17 protein-coding genes are annotated in these 13496 nt (G+C 44.1%); all 17 read right to left on the bottom strand.

Features of this window, described 5'->3' with window-relative positions; genetic code table 11:
- Positions 1-337, bottom strand: a 337-nt coding sequence (locus BCT81_RS11830) for a hypothetical protein (RefSeq protein ID WP_133152610.1), incomplete at its 3' end; no start/stop codon positions are given.
- A gap of 3 nt (positions 338-340) precedes the next feature.
- Entirely contained in the window at positions 341-793 is a 453-nt protein-coding gene (locus BCT81_RS11825; protein WP_102424473.1) for an MSHA biogenesis protein MshP, read from the bottom strand.
- A complete protein-coding gene (locus BCT81_RS11820) occupies positions 783-1505 on the bottom strand; it encodes a prepilin-type N-terminal cleavage/methylation domain-containing protein (RefSeq protein WP_102424471.1) in 723 nt (240 codons plus the stop codon). Before BCT81_RS11820 ends, BCT81_RS11825 begins: the two co-directional genes overlap by 11 nt.
- Positions 1505-1867 (bottom strand): type II secretion system protein, encoded by a 363-nt coding sequence (locus tag BCT81_RS11815; protein WP_102424469.1) that lies wholly within the window; start codon positions 1865-1867, stop codon positions 1505-1507. The genes BCT81_RS11820 and BCT81_RS11815 overlap by 1 nt, the downstream gene beginning before the upstream one ends.
- Positions 1864-2361, bottom strand: coding sequence for a type II secretion system protein (locus BCT81_RS11810; RefSeq protein ID WP_102424468.1), 498 nt, complete (start codon positions 2359-2361; stop codon positions 1864-1866). The genes BCT81_RS11815 and BCT81_RS11810 overlap by 4 nt, the downstream gene beginning before the upstream one ends.
- Positions 2362-2499: 138 nt before the next feature.
- The gene (locus tag BCT81_RS11805; RefSeq protein ID WP_102424466.1) at positions 2500-2964 is read right to left on the bottom strand and encodes a prepilin-type N-terminal cleavage/methylation domain-containing protein; all 465 of its coding nucleotides are present in this window, start codon (positions 2962-2964) and stop codon (positions 2500-2502) included.
- A gap of 35 nt (positions 2965-2999) precedes the next feature.
- Positions 3000-3575, bottom strand: coding sequence for a prepilin-type N-terminal cleavage/methylation domain-containing protein (locus tag BCT81_RS11800; RefSeq protein WP_102424464.1), 576 nt, complete (start codon positions 3573-3575; stop codon positions 3000-3002).
- Between the two features lie 79 nt (positions 3576-3654).
- Complete coding sequence (locus BCT81_RS11795; RefSeq protein WP_102424461.1) at positions 3655-4110, bottom strand: MSHA biogenesis protein MshF; 456 nt, start codon at positions 4108-4110, stop codon at positions 3655-3657.
- Between the two features lie 3 nt (positions 4111-4113).
- Positions 4114-5337: a type II secretion system F family protein gene (locus BCT81_RS11790; RefSeq protein WP_061033517.1), complete on the bottom strand. Its 1224-nt coding sequence runs from the start codon at positions 5335-5337 to the stop codon at positions 4114-4116.
- A gap of 12 nt (positions 5338-5349) precedes the next feature.
- Complete coding sequence (locus tag BCT81_RS11785; protein WP_102424459.1) at positions 5350-7074, bottom strand: GspE/PulE family protein; 1725 nt, start codon at positions 7072-7074, stop codon at positions 5350-5352.
- Positions 7064-8209 carry an MSHA biogenesis protein MshN gene (locus BCT81_RS11780; protein ID WP_102424457.1) on the bottom strand — a complete coding sequence of 382 codons (1146 nt, stop codon included), beginning with the start codon at positions 8207-8209 and terminating at the stop codon, positions 7064-7066. The genes BCT81_RS11785 and BCT81_RS11780 overlap by 11 nt, the downstream gene beginning before the upstream one ends.
- A gap of 2 nt (positions 8210-8211) precedes the next feature.
- Positions 8212-9051 (bottom strand): AAA family ATPase, encoded by an 840-nt coding sequence (locus BCT81_RS11775; RefSeq protein WP_102424455.1) that lies wholly within the window; start codon positions 9049-9051, stop codon positions 8212-8214.
- Positions 9052-9098: 47 nt separating this feature from the next.
- Positions 9099-10757, bottom strand: a complete 1659-nt coding sequence (gene mshL, locus BCT81_RS11770; protein WP_019826975.1) for a pilus (MSHA type) biogenesis protein MshL — start codon at positions 10755-10757, stop codon at positions 9099-9101.
- A gap of 15 nt (positions 10758-10772) precedes the next feature.
- On the bottom strand, positions 10773-11105 hold the full coding sequence (locus tag BCT81_RS11765) for an MSHA biogenesis protein MshK (RefSeq protein ID WP_102424453.1): 333 nt from the start codon (positions 11103-11105) through the stop codon (positions 10773-10775).
- Positions 11098-11745 (bottom strand): type 4a pilus biogenesis protein PilO, encoded by a 648-nt coding sequence (gene pilO / locus BCT81_RS11760; RefSeq protein ID WP_102424451.1) that lies wholly within the window; start codon positions 11743-11745, stop codon positions 11098-11100. The genes BCT81_RS11765 and pilO overlap by 8 nt, the downstream gene beginning before the upstream one ends.
- Positions 11745-13187: an MSHA biogenesis protein MshI gene (locus tag BCT81_RS11755; protein ID WP_102424449.1), complete on the bottom strand. Its 1443-nt coding sequence runs from the start codon at positions 13185-13187 to the stop codon at positions 11745-11747. Before BCT81_RS11755 ends, pilO begins: the two co-directional genes overlap by 1 nt.
- 2 nt (positions 13188-13189) lie before the next feature.
- Positions 13190-13496 (bottom strand): EAL domain-containing protein (locus tag BCT81_RS11750; RefSeq protein ID WP_133152609.1); only part of this gene is annotated, 307 nt, incomplete at its 5' end.

Raw genomic sequence — 13496 nt, 5'->3', positions numbered from 1 at the left:
ACGTATATACATCATTGTCCTTTAATTTAACTTCCCGCAAAGAAACCACATCATCAGGTAAGTAAAAATCCGGAATATCATCCAAGATATGCAAAGGGTCGACAGAACAATAGCCGGGAGGGCAAGATTGCGAATGATTTTTATTGATACTCCAATACCCTAAACCTTCCCGACTAACCTCACCAAGTATTTGTCCCGAATCTTTAATCTCGACTCCACCTCCACTATAAAGCCACGTCTGCACACTGGTTTCAGGACAAGAATTGAATAAGTCAGCAGATGCTTTGGCATGAAAAAAGCTACACATGATCAAGAGCAATATAAAACGGTGATTCATTAACTACTCCCTCACCCAAACTTGTTGATTACGTTGCACTTGGCTCACTCCAGAGCCACAAATTACTGAAGACTCTAAAACATAGAAAACAAAGCCATCAAGCTCTCCCTGATTGGAGCACTGTACTCGCTCAAGAGAACAGTTTACCGAAACTGTATCAACCATAGAGCTTGCTACCGTAAAAATCCCACCACCAGGCTGAAGATCGTTACTACTACAAACACTGGCAACAGCAGAAGAAGCCTGGGGATCAGGATCCGGATAAAACTGAGTCATAACGTACTCATTAACCGAATGGCTTAGCAGCCAAGCTTGCGTACCAAGTACAACTCGTGTATTTGAATCACTATCAGACCAACTAGTTCGGCTCAAACTTGTCGCTAAGAAACCAAGTACCACGATAACAAAGATGACCATGATTAGCGCGCTACCTTTCTGGAGTGATTTACGGAACATTGATCACCTGTATATCTTGCTCAAATACTGTAGATTCATTATTTTCTGAAAACTCAAGGGTCAATTCAACAATACCATTATTCTGAACATTCGCAGGCTGATAACTCAGAGTGCTATTCTCACTCATAACTCGATCGCTTATTGTGACACCATTACGAGTTAATAAATTACCTCTCGCAAGGCAATATTCCACAAGGTTATTTGAGTCAAAAATGTAATGCCTTTTTCCTACAGATTCACTGACAAGAGTGTTAGCTCCATTTGGAATAGAAAAGTATGCAGCGGATGCACTTGGAGGAACTACATTATCGAGAGGGTAAATATTATTTAGGTTGCTGATATCAGTATGTGGCCTAGTCGGGTTTATAACCAGTGACATAGATTGTAATGAACTGCTTGTCGCTCCGCTGTCACTCACTAGAAAATTAATATCCGCACCGGAGATCGCGTAGAAGCCCGAGTCAACAATGGGATAAAATGAGACACATCCGCTACTTACAGAAGCAGGAAACAGATTAGGTACAGCATGCCTCACTTCACGCGAAAGCTTTTCCAGTACAAATCTAGCTTCAGTTTGTAGTCGAAAGCGCTCTACAGAGCCAAAATAGCCTCTCACTCCTAGTTCAGTAAAATTCGCGACACCAAGCAAGACAATACTTGAGATGACAATAGCTAAAATCATCTCTATAAGCGTAAACCCTTTCCCTTTCATTAGTACTCCCCTTTATAAGCGATTAAAGTGATAGGAGAGTTATTGCTGGCGGCAATTGTTAACGTAAACTTCTGCATCGAAGCTGTTGGCGTATCGTTGGTAACAACCAAATCCACATCAAAATTTTTATAAGTGCTGCCGAGTTCAATTGGAGTACCAGAGCTCACCGAACCGTAATCTCTAGCTAAAAGATCGGTCATAATACTTTGACCTAATGCTGAAGCTCGGTTGGCATAATTTACTTGTCCTGAAAGTGCGGATTGTGGTGCAAGAAAAGTAGAAAATGCGAGCATAGCAAAACCAAGTAGTACAATAACAATGATCGACTCGATAAGCGTAAAGCCACTATTGACGTACTTCATGGGCATACCTGATTACTCGGATAAACAAAGCCTTGAGAATTGATACACACCCAAGCCCTATCTGAACTATTATTTGATGAAATGGTAATTTGAACGCCAGCTGAAGCGGCACTCTCAGGGTTACCCAATAAGTTGAATTCTATTGGGGAAGAAGTATTAGAGAAAGGTTGAGATGAAAACGTGTAATCAACACTAGAAATAACATCACTTCTGGTTTCGGCTAGATTATCACAGGCCGATAAAGAGCCAAGGCAGCCATTAGCTGCCACCAAACGTAAGCTTTCAGCCCCAGACAGAGACATATCCATATTTGACTGCATTCTATTGAGCTGAATCTGTCGAACAACAGAAGAAACTTGCTCTTGAAGAGCATATAACTCATAGCTTTGGCGCCCACTAAAACGGCTGATAGCTATCACAGAAATAATTGCAAGTAATAGAATCACCACAATCAATTCAACTAAAGTGAAACCTTTGTTCGGCTTTATGTCCATATAGACCCTAAGTAAGTCAATCGTAGATCTAGATTACAAGAATAGAATAAAAACAATGAATATTAGAGAGTTATTTACCTACATCTGAAATAAAAAAGGTCAGCAAATGCTGACCTTTCAAATACCACTAGATAGTGATTAACCGTTACAACCAGCACCAAGAGTTACTGTTGTAGACGCAGCAGAAGCTGCTGTTGTGCCTGTCGCTTGAGTGTAACGAACGATACACGTAGTAGCAGTAGCGGCGCTAGTACCTGAAAAGGTCAGCGTCATTACGCCATTAGAAGCACTTCTGCTCCAATCAGTCGTAAGTCCTGTTACAGCAGCACCAATACCGGCATCATCAGCAGTTGGGTAACCAAATGCAGTAGTGATCCCCTCAACATTAGCGCCAGATGATACAGCTTCTTCACCTTCAATCGCAGATTTACCATATACAATACCAGCAGCACCATCAATTGCACCTTTTAAGCCTTGAAGTGAAGACTCACGAGCATCATCTTGCAGGTTTAGGAAACGTGGTGCCGCAGTTACAGCAAGAATACCTAGAATAACAATTACAACCACTAGTTCGATTAGGGTGAAACCGCCTTGTCTTTTCATAGTTAAGCTCTCTCTATGTTTCATTTTACGCAGACTTACTGCAAAGTTACGGTCACACGACCAGTTTTAATTTCGTAAACAAATTCATGCTCGGTACTACCTTCTAATTGAACGTAAGTACAGGTTGCATCACCAGAATTTGCTTGCGCTGAATATTTGTAGTTTGAGTCGTTCGCTACATCTGAAATAGGGCCCACTTTCGGTGGGTTTTGCAGCAAGTTTTCCATCAACTCAGAACATGTTTGGTCTGAAATATCTTGTGGCGCAGTGCCAGAATTGTTGTTCAGGGTCCATGGATAACCATCTCGAAAATCAGTATCCACATTGCTACTGTTCTTTGATCTTGTTAACCAAAAATCAACACCATCATAATTTACAGTATTGTATGTTTCAACACCTATCTTCTCTGACGGCCTTGCTTCTGCTTCCCATTGTGCTCTTGCTGACAGAACTGCCGTTGCAAAGCCACCAGCGACACCTTCAATACTGGATTTCTTGGCTTCATCCGTCACATCAAGAAAACGAGGCAACGCAGCGACCGCCAATAAACCAACAACTACGATCACTATCACTAATTCGACAAGGGAGAAACCCTTTTGATTCTTAAGCATTTTCTACCTACTCATCTAATTATTAACGCGCATTATACATTCGCGCACGTATAAAACCATACTAAAACTGTCAATATTTTCACAAAGCCAAAATATTGGCTTTCACGCTAAACCTTTCCCGCTTAAGTAATATATCTATTTGATATTTATCACCATAATGATAAGTACAATGAAACTGTATGTTATCACTTTGGTCTTCAACTCTTGGAGAGTTTAGCCCTAGAATGCTCTTCGGTGGATATAATTGATCCAGCCAATAATTACAGTCTACCTTCGAGCCTTGAGTCGGCATTACCCACCCTGTTCTACTGTAGTTTTTGGAGTGTTCTGAGTCGCTATCTTGCTCCGCACCTTTAAGTAAATATTGTTGTTTGAACAGATTTGCTTGCTCAAGGATGCGTTTACTCGCCACGATTAATGCCGTATTGGTCGCATCTTCTTCTACTGATTCCCATGCAGAAAGTAGCCCTATAGTTAGAAAAAGAATAACCACAGTCCAAATCACAAAACGTGAGCGTTGTAGGTTATTTACCATTCCTTAACCTTTGATTGCATCCAGCATTCCCCACATCGGTAAGAAAATACCGAGAGCAAGAATCAACACCATGCCTGCCACTATGGTTAGCAAGATCGGTTCAATTCTGGCGGTTAAGGTTTTCAAGTCATAATCGACTTCTCGATCATAATAGTCAGCCACTTCAAGCAATAACTCATCGATACGACCAGTCTCTTCACCTACCGAGATCATTTGTATCACCAGCGGCGTGAAAATTTCGCTGTTAATCGCCGTAGATGAAACCGTACTGCCCGCTTCGATAGCCGATTTCATCGCTTGCACACGCAACTCCAAAAAGCGGTTATCCAAGGCTTCCGCTGATAGCGCTAACGATTGGTTCAGCGGTACACCCGCTTTCAGCATCAAAGCAAAGGTGCGCGAAAAGCGTGACAGTAGTGCTCGGTTCACGACCCCACCGATGACAGGTATCTTTAAGCGAATCCTATCCCACTTCTCTAGCCCTTTATCCGTCTTAACCCAGGCTTTAAATGCAAAGATAAGACCAAAGATCACACCAAGCATGATCCCCCAGTAATTTACAAAGAACTCAGACATGCCAATTAAGATACGGGTCGGCAGTGGCAAATCGACACCAAACCGTGCGAACATACTGGAGAACTGTGGAATAACCTTGATGTTAAGTATGAACATCGCGATCAAAATAAAGCTGATCACGAAGGTTGGGTAGCGCATCGCGGTCTTGATTCGCTTTCGAGTCTCGACTTCTTGTTCGTAATAACCCGCTAATTGCAGCAACGCCTGATCAAGACGACCTGTATTTTCACCAACACCGATCATAGAAACAAACAGTGGGCTAAACACTTTAGGGTGCATCTGCATCGACGCCGCTAAACCACGACCATTGGTTAACTCAGCAACCACCTCTTCAAGCGCGGCCTTCAACTGCTTATTTTCGCAGTTTTGGGTCAGGCCTTTCATCGATCTTAACAGTGGCACGCCCGCTTTGGTTAAGCTGTATAACTGACGGCAGAACAGCACCAGGACCTCAAGTGGCACACTCGGTGAGAATAGAGCAGAGACATCCATATCCAATACGGAACCACCACTTTTCCCAAGCTTAATCGAGGTTGGGATAATCCCCTTACTCATCAAGCTTTCAGCGGCAAGATCTTCGTTATTCGCGTCTAATTGACCGCTTACTTGGCTGCCATCGGAGCTGCGGCCTACATAACGATACGTTGGCATATCACTCTACCCCTACAGATAAATTGGGTCAGTTGAGCCAGATGCGTCACCTTCACCGAGGTTCATTATCTCGTCAAGGCTCACTACACCTTGCAAAGCCAACTCCATCGCAGAGGCTAATAGTGGTTTGTAGTTTTCAGACTGTCTTGCGGTTTGAGCAAAACCAACGGCATCATTGGCCCTCAAAGCATCCATCATGTTGTGCTCAAGCTCCAACATCTCGAATACACCGATACGCCCGCGGTACCCGGTTAAGTTACAGTTCTGACAACCACGACCTTTCATGAAAGGGACGCCGACCTGATTAGGGAAACGAACGCTCAGCCATTGTTTGCGCGCTTCATCCAGTTCGTCATCAACCTTACAGTCGGTACAAACTTTACGAACCAATCGCTGTGCCACTACTGCTCGGACCGCACTCGCGACTAAGTAACCTGGCGCTCCCATATCCATCATACGCAATGCACTGTCTACCGCATCGTTGGTGTGAAGGGTACTTAGCACTAAGTGACCGGTAAGTGCAGCTCTCAAACCAATCTCGACCGTCTCATGGTCACGCATCTCACCAATAAGAATGATATCGGGATCCTGACGTAAAAAGGTTCTTAAGATAGTAGAGAAGTCGAGGTTGATTTTAGGGTTAACCTGAACTTGGTTGATTCTAGGCAGGCGATATTCCACCGGGTCTTCCGCGGTAATGATTTTTTTACCCGGTTCATTCAGTTCACTTAGCGCGCCATAAAGAGTGGTTGTTTTACCAGAGCCCGTAGGACCAGTAACTAGAATCATCCCGTGAGGGCGGCGTAGCTGTTTACGAAGACGAGCCAGCAGATCACTCGGTATGCCCGACGCTTCCAGTTTACGTAAACCAGCAGATTGATTAAGCAGACGCATAACCACTGACTCACCGTGCTGCACTGGCATCGTCGACATACGAATATCGACAGACTGACCTTTCGCTCGAATATTGAAGCGACCATCTTGTGGCAGACGCTTCTCTGAGATATCAAGGTTTGCCATCAGCTTTAAACGTAATACCAACGCAGAAGCGATATTCACTTCGTTAAGGAGAGTTTCATGTAACACGCCATCGATACGCTGGCGAAGACGCAGCACATTGGAATCAGGTTCAATATGAATATCGGAAGCACCTACTTGGATCGCATCTTCAAACAGCGAGTTGATCAGCTTAACCACTGTCACTTCATCACTGTCTTCTTCTGCGATATCAAAATCGAAAGCTTCATTAACTTGGTGCTCTGCATGAAGCTGCTCAGCAAATGAGGCGATCTCTTTGGTTCTACGGTAGTAGCGATCAAACCCATCGACCAGCTGTCTTTCTGGTGCAACAACAAATTCGAGTGCGTAATCACCCAATTGACCAAGCAGTGATTCCTGAGCAAACAGATCCGCAGGATCACTCATCGCCACGCGCAGCGTGTCACCTTGACGACCAATAACCAATGCGCGAAGACGGCGGGCATGCACTTCAGGTAAAAGCTGAACCGCTTCAACATCAACGTTCGCTCGACTTAGATCGATAAGAGGAATAGCAAGCTGTTGCGACAAAAAGCTTAGCATTTGTTGCTCAGACAAGAAGCCAAGTTCAATCAGAGCATCACCAAGCTTACGACCAGTACTTTTTTGAGAGGCAAGCGCTTGTTCAACTTGGGCCTCGGTAATAATGCCTTCTTCAACAAGCAAATCACCAAGTCTTTTTCTTAATCTAATTTGCATTGCTGCTCTCCTCTAAAGCACTGATTATTTTCAATCGGTCACGTACAAAGCTTTGTGATTGAGATGAGATACCGACTCGAGTTAACGCACCTTGGTATGATTGTTTTGCTGCAGCGAAATCTAACTGTCGCTCTTGCTGTATCGCTAAACCTAGCCACCAGCGAGCGTTCTCAGAATCAATCTCGACCAGCTTTTGGTAACTCTCCAGAGCAATCTCTTCTTGTTGTGACTTTTGGCTCAACGCAGCACGCATTGCTAGATATTCTTGTGTTGGATACGGAGGCATGTGTATCAGAGGGCTTAACGCAGCCTCTGCTTGGTCCGCTTTTACCAGCAGTTTTGATAAACCCAAACGTAGCTTTTCACTATTGATATTGAGCTTAATACCCGACTGAAAAAGCTCGTAAGCTTTACGAGTGTCACCCTTGCCAAAATAGAGGATAGCGAGCTTTTGACGAACATCCTCATTTCTTGGCGTATAACGAAGTGCTTCGTTGTACCCCTTCAATGCACCAGTAAGATCATTGGCATCCAGCGCTTTCTGAGCTCGCCCTTGAGCATTAATAGACAGTTGCTCTGGGGTCAGTTCTACTTGTTCAATCAGTATTCCACTATTTTCTGAATCTTTGGGCTCATCAGAAATAGAAGCTGGGCTGCTCTTCGCAACACTCGCAATCAAGGTCGGCTCAGGAACTTGTGTCGTATTTACTTTTGTTTTTGCGATCGGTTTCGCTTGTACCTGAGATTTTGTTATTTGTGGCGTTTTAACCACTGACTCCACAACTGACGCCTGATTTCGAGAGCTTGTTTCTGGGCTTACTTGAGTTAGATAGGAAGAGTCGACCGTCACTAGCTTCTTAGTTGGCGATGACGGAGCTTGAGTAACAATTGCAGGCACTTCTGCCGAGCTATCTACAACAGAGACCTGAACTTGCCTATCTCGAGTAGAAATAGAGTTATCAACCGTTGGGCCCTGTGATATCGCCCAACCGCCCATGGCCAAGCTCAGAGTAAAACCTGCAGCTACCCACACCAATGGGGATCGCGTTTTTACCCTAGGCACGACCGCGGCTTCTATTACTGTCGCTGACTTTTTCTTTGCCAATTCAGACAAGGCGTTATTAATGACACTCATAATTAATTCCAACCCCACAGTATTGGCGTTTTAAATTTGGGCTTACACACATCGTAAGTTTCATGCATCGCAGAGAACAGATGTTGGTTATCGATATTTTTTTTGCTTTCACTGAACGACAACAGTAAAGCCTTGTGGCATAGCTGATTTATCAACCTTGGGATACCTTGTGAAGAACGACAAATCGCTTTTTTTTGATTCAAACTGAACAGTTCTGGACTGCCGCCTGATTTAGCAATTCGGTTATCAATATAAGCCACCGTCTCATCAAGAGTTAGCGCCCTTAATGTCGAACTAAAAGTGATTCTTTGACGAAATTGTCTTAGATGATAAGCCTCTAAACGAGCGTCTAGTTCTGGCTGTCCAAGTAACACTATCTGAAGTAATTTCTTGTCTTCAGTTTCCAGGTTGCCGAACAGTCTCAATGTCTCTAGTGCTTCGTCAGAGAGAGCTTGTGCCTCATCAATAATCGCAACCACTCTTAAGCCTGAATTATGCAGTTCAATCAACTTATGTTGAATGTTATCCACCAGCGAGGCTTCGTTCTCAACCTTTAAATCAAGCTCTTTGGCGACAGCATGACGTAAGTCAGCTCCGGACAACACTGGGTTTGGCAAGTAAATTAATGCAGTACAGTTTTTTAGGTGATTGACCAACATCCGACAAACCATAGTCTTACCGGTGCCTACTTCTCCAGTCACCTTGATGACGCCCTCTCCCATCTCTAACGCCGAAATGACCGTTTGAATCGCCTCAAAATGCGGGGCTAATCCGTAAAACAAATCGGTATTCGGCGTTAAAGTAAATGGCAGCTGTTCAAAACCAAAATGAGCTTGATACATAGGTTCACCCGGCTTAGTGAAGCGCTGCCAATTCAGAAAGTAAGCATTTACTCTTCATCAGGGAACCATTGCTGAAGCAGGTCACGAGAACGTTCAAGCTCAGTTTGCCAAGTATTCACACCCACCACCGTCGGTTTAAGCAAGATCACGAGCTCGGTCTTTTGCGTCAATTGATTGGTGTTACGGAATAGGTGACCCAAAGCCGGAATATCACCTAAGAATGGAACTTTAGAAGTCACATCACTGGTGTTTGATTTCATCAGACCACCAATAACAACCACATCACCATCTTGTGCACGAATCACTGAATCAGACTCACGAATAGAGCTTTTCGCTAAAGGAAGCTGTACGACACCCGTTGTTGAGCCGAGGTTAAGCTCTTTAACTTCTTCTTCTACCTCGATAACCGCAGGGTGGACATGCAAGAATACGCTGCCTTTATCATCAATTTGAGGGGTCACATCTAATGAGATACCAGAGAAAAACGGCGTTAATTCCACTTCAGGTGCTACGTTGGCATTATCACCACTGCCAACCGCACTTGATAAATCTGTGACGTAATACTCGTCTGTGCCGACTTTGATCACCGCTTTTTGGTTATTTGCAGCTGTGACTCTTGGGCTAGAAAGCACATTGAGGTCGCCTTGAGTATCCATAAAGCTCAATACCGCCTCGAAGCTGCTCCCCGATACAACAATATTGGATTGACCACCAAGTGCTGCACCTATAGGGTCCATCCCAGGTAATGTGCCCGGAATAATAGCTCCTGTCGCATCTTTGACTATAGAACCCATGCCAACAGTGTAATTAGTTCCGTTTGACGAGAACATTTTCGTCCAGTTAATGCCCTGCTGGTAACCATCGCTCAACGTCACTTCCATGATTTTGGCTTCAAGGATAACTTGGCGTTGCAAGCGCTGTTGGGAAACACCTAAGAACTCGCGAACCTCACGAATTTCATCAGGGAATGCACGAACCGTAATCACACTCGCTTGAGGTGTCACGACAACACTTTGCCCATTCCCAGAACCAATTAGGTGTGCAACCGCAGCCTCAAGTTGTGGCCAGAAATCACTTTCAGAAGTGGTCTCAATCTCAGTACCACCGTTCGAGGTAGAGTTTGAATTATTTGAAGAGTTCGATGAATTTGAGTCAGAACTTGAAGAGCTCGATGAACTGTTGTCTGAGTTAGAGATAGTACCCGTCGTTATCGTAGTCAATGAGCGACCAGCACGTTTAACCTGTAAGTAGTCGACAGGGATTGTCACAGTGCGAAGGCCCGCAGGGTAAACTTGAATCACTTTGCCACGCTTTTCAATATCGTAGCCATACATATCCTGAGCTACGGCCAGCACTTCATCTAGCGTGACATCCGTTAAGTTCAGCGTAAGCTTTCCAGAAACACTTGGATGAATCGCTGCGCTGTATTCTGTACCTTTCACTAAACTGGCAAAGAAGGTTCTCGCTTCGACACCTTTTGCTTGAATACGAAAACGCTTCACGGTCTCCATTCCCGGAGACATGGCATCGGAATTAAGCTGAGGCATAAGATCATCTTGTACAGACGAAGGCAGGTCGTGAAGCGCCTTGCTGTTCGCTTCATTAATAGATTCGTTTAAAGACTCTTTTATCTCAACGGGATCACGATGCCCCATCGAACAGCCGACCAAAGATGACACTAGGATTGCTACTACAAGTTTACGCATGTCTTCACTCAAACCTTAATTATTCTTAATATCTAAAGAGAACATCTCTAATTTCCACTGCTTAGAGCTTCTCTGCAGAGTGACGTATTCTGAATCTATTTTCTTAACTCGATACCCTCGTATCGTCTCCCCTTGAGCAACAATTTCACCATTGAGAATGGCGTAGCAAGGCGTATCCGCTTTACACACGATGCTCTCTAAAGACGGTAGGCGATAATGAGTTGGCGTTTTCTTCGCCGGCGCTGTTTTTTGTTGAGGCGTCATCCACCCCAGAGGTGCCGTTGGATCTTGCTCTGCCGACACCAGAGAGCTGGCAAACAGTAATGACAACAATAGAGTTCTAACCACCGATAAACTCCTGTCTGGTACCTAGCGTGTAAACCTCAAATACAAGTCGAGCTTTCGGGTATTCTTCTACTGTGTATTCAAATGTACGCCAGTAGTAGCTCACAGGAAGAGATTCAAGCGCCTGAAGGTAAGCTGCAATGTCAAAGTAACTGCCAGTCAATTCCATCCTCACCGGGTGAAGAAAGTAACCTGAATATTCACTGGTCTCTTTATTGTTCGAGATCGCTTCTGGCTTAAGTGACTCCAACGACTCCAACTTCAAACCATTACCTGCATTGAGGACACTTTCTAGCAGCTGCGACATTTGAGATGGCGAGATCAACCCATCGACCATCTCGGCAAGTTCAAGAGACAGTTCTTGGCTCTCTCGCATCAATTTTTTGTATTCGAGGTTGATCTCTTTATCAGGGTCTTTGTTCAATTTGGCTTGCAGAACAAGTAACTCACCTTGCTGCCTCTGATTTGACTGAGTCAAGCTCGTCATCTTGGCGTTTTTAGCTTGCAACTCGAGGTATGCAGGCTCCACCAATAAGGTAAAAAGCAGCATAAAGAGACCAACGAAACCACACACGAAAAGCAGCCACTTTTCTCTGGGGCTTAATGCAAGAAACTTATCGCTAAGTTGATTCCACTGCGGCATTACTTGCTCTCCCTACGAGTGCTTAACTCAAAGGTCACCACATCTTGATCATTACGACCTATTTTCAGTTTTTCAAAAGAACGACCAACAAGATTAAGCTCATTTTTGAATTGACCAATCCAGTTAGGGACGACATTAGCATTACGAGCCAAGCCACTCATATCTAGCGTGTCATGGGTCATATAGATGTGCGAAAGAGAGATGTCATTTCGGCCTAATTGAGCTAAGGAATTCATGACGCCAGAATACCCGACTTGCTGAGATTCGTCGTATTGTCCAACCGCCTTTAACGCCTCTTTTTTCGCTTGAGTCTCACGTTTGAGACGCTCAACTGCCGCAACTTTATCAGGGGAAGGTTTATGTTGAGTTAACTTACTATTCAATTGGTTAACCTGCTTGTTAAGCTGGTTCGATTCTTGTTGTAACGCTGTTAATTCAGCATCTAAATTGGAAGCTTGGTAGTTCATGACAAAGTAGCTGCCAAGTAACAATGCACCAACCACTCCCCAACTCGCAGCGACATTCGCTAAAGTAAAATACTCTTTTTTAGGTTTTAAATGCTCAGGGTAAAGATTGACGTTGAACGTCTCTCTTTTAGCCGCAAGTTGAACCAACAAGCTCTCAGAGTTTTCACGCTCTCCTTCAACGAGCAAAGAGACCGTTGAACTCAACGTATTGTTTAACGCAGTTTGTAATTCAGCTTCATCCTCTTCATCACAACAGATTTTTAGTTGATGAAGTTGTGTACCTTTAATTTGAGAAGACAGATAATCAATAGAACGTTGAAGCTCCAAGGCTAGACCATCTAATTGCAGAGCACTGGACGCCACTCCAGTTAAAGGGGGCACAACACTGCGAATGGTTCTTTGAAAACAAACGGTATGTTCAACAAACGCACCCAATTTAAAGTGCGAGTTAGTACTGCGTTGTAAAAGAATAAAGTTCGACAGTTCACCAGCACTATAACCCCAGATTTCATCCTCTGGCGCCACACCTTTTAGCTCAACTTGCGCCGAGCTCGTAATATTAACCAGCTTATCTAGCAGTTTTTTGGGCAATACATACACTTGTAGCTTATTCGAAGTTGGTAGAGCAACCGCACTCGCGGTGATCTCCGTAACTCTCTCCGCAACAAGGTCTTTGAGTAGAAATGGTAAGGCAACCGACCATTCACTTTCTGGGATGTCCGGCTTATCAAGCTGATAGGTTTGGTAATAGTTGGCGCAAACAATAAGTTGAAGGGTGTTGCTGGTGAACGCCTCACTATTTAGCGACTTTTTCAGCGCACTTTCCCAGTCTCCATTAACGAAAGGAATACTGGTTACTTGGGATTCTTGCTCTGTCGATGAAATATAGACAGCATCGTTACCCAGCATGACAACTTGAGTGTTGCCATTACTTTTGCTTGGCTTTAATTTGTCTACAATCGCTTTAAAATTCATACTTAGCTACTACTCTTACGCCACCGATTTCTTCGACCAACTTTTACTACAGACTCAGCTTTCACTGGCTTTGAGCCTTTATTAGGTAAAGGGATAATTTGTTGTTCTTCGTCGAAATACCTTCCCTGATAGCCGTTAATACCTAACTCTATCAAGGTATTCTTTTCTTGTTTTGTCTCGACCCCCACCGCAATAACTTGAGTTGGAGAGTCACCACACGCCCCGATTAAACTGCGGACGAACAGCTGGTTTTCATGTCTTTGGTCGATTTTCTTAATCAAGCTTCGATGAAGCTTTATATAATTACTG

Source organism: Vibrio sp. 10N.261.52.A1 (assembly GCF_002876325.1).
Taxonomy (GTDB): Bacteria; Pseudomonadota; Gammaproteobacteria; order Enterobacterales; family Vibrionaceae; genus Vibrio; species Vibrio chagasii.
This window is presented reverse-complemented; position numbering and strand designations above follow the sequence as displayed.

Excerpts from the sequence above, each read along its gene's own strand:
- BCT81_RS11825 (WP_102424473.1), bottom strand. The coding sequence starts at position 793 with ATGTTCCGTAAATCACTCCAGAAAGGTAGCGCGCTAATCATGGTCATC.
- BCT81_RS11820 (WP_102424471.1), bottom strand. The coding sequence starts at position 1,505 with ATGAAAGGGAAAGGGTTTACGCTTATAGAGATGATTTTAGCTATTGTC.
- BCT81_RS11815 (WP_102424469.1), bottom strand. The coding sequence starts at position 1,867 with ATGAAGTACGTCAATAGTGGCTTTACGCTTATCGAGTCGATCATTGTT.
- BCT81_RS11810 (WP_102424468.1), bottom strand. The coding sequence starts at position 2,361 with ATGGACATAAAGCCGAACAAAGGTTTCACTTTAGTTGAATTGATTGTG.
- BCT81_RS11805 (WP_102424466.1), bottom strand. The coding sequence starts at position 2,964 with ATGAAAAGACAAGGCGGTTTCACCCTAATCGAACTAGTGGTTGTAATT.
- BCT81_RS11800 (WP_102424464.1), bottom strand. The coding sequence starts at position 3,575 with ATGCTTAAGAATCAAAAGGGTTTCTCCCTTGTCGAATTAGTGATAGTG.
- BCT81_RS11795 (WP_102424461.1), bottom strand. The coding sequence starts at position 4,110 with ATGGTAAATAACCTACAACGCTCACGTTTTGTGATTTGGACTGTGGTT.
- BCT81_RS11790 (WP_061033517.1), bottom strand. The coding sequence starts at position 5,337 with ATGCCAACGTATCGTTATGTAGGCCGCAGCTCCGATGGCAGCCAAGTA.
- BCT81_RS11785 (WP_102424459.1), bottom strand. The coding sequence starts at position 7,074 with ATGCAAATTAGATTAAGAAAAAGACTTGGTGATTTGCTTGTTGAAGAA.
- BCT81_RS11780 (WP_102424457.1), bottom strand. The coding sequence starts at position 8,209 with ATGAGTGTCATTAATAACGCCTTGTCTGAATTGGCAAAGAAAAAGTCA.
- BCT81_RS11775 (WP_102424455.1), bottom strand. The coding sequence starts at position 9,051 with ATGTATCAAGCTCATTTTGGTTTTGAACAGCTGCCATTTACTTTAACG.
- mshL (WP_019826975.1), bottom strand. The coding sequence starts at position 10,757 with ATGCGTAAACTTGTAGTAGCAATCCTAGTGTCATCTTTGGTCGGCTGT.
- pilO (WP_102424451.1), bottom strand. The coding sequence starts at position 11,745 with ATGCCGCAGTGGAATCAACTTAGCGATAAGTTTCTTGCATTAAGCCCC.
- BCT81_RS11755 (WP_102424449.1), bottom strand. The coding sequence starts at position 13,187 with ATGAATTTTAAAGCGATTGTAGACAAATTAAAGCCAAGCAAAAGTAAT.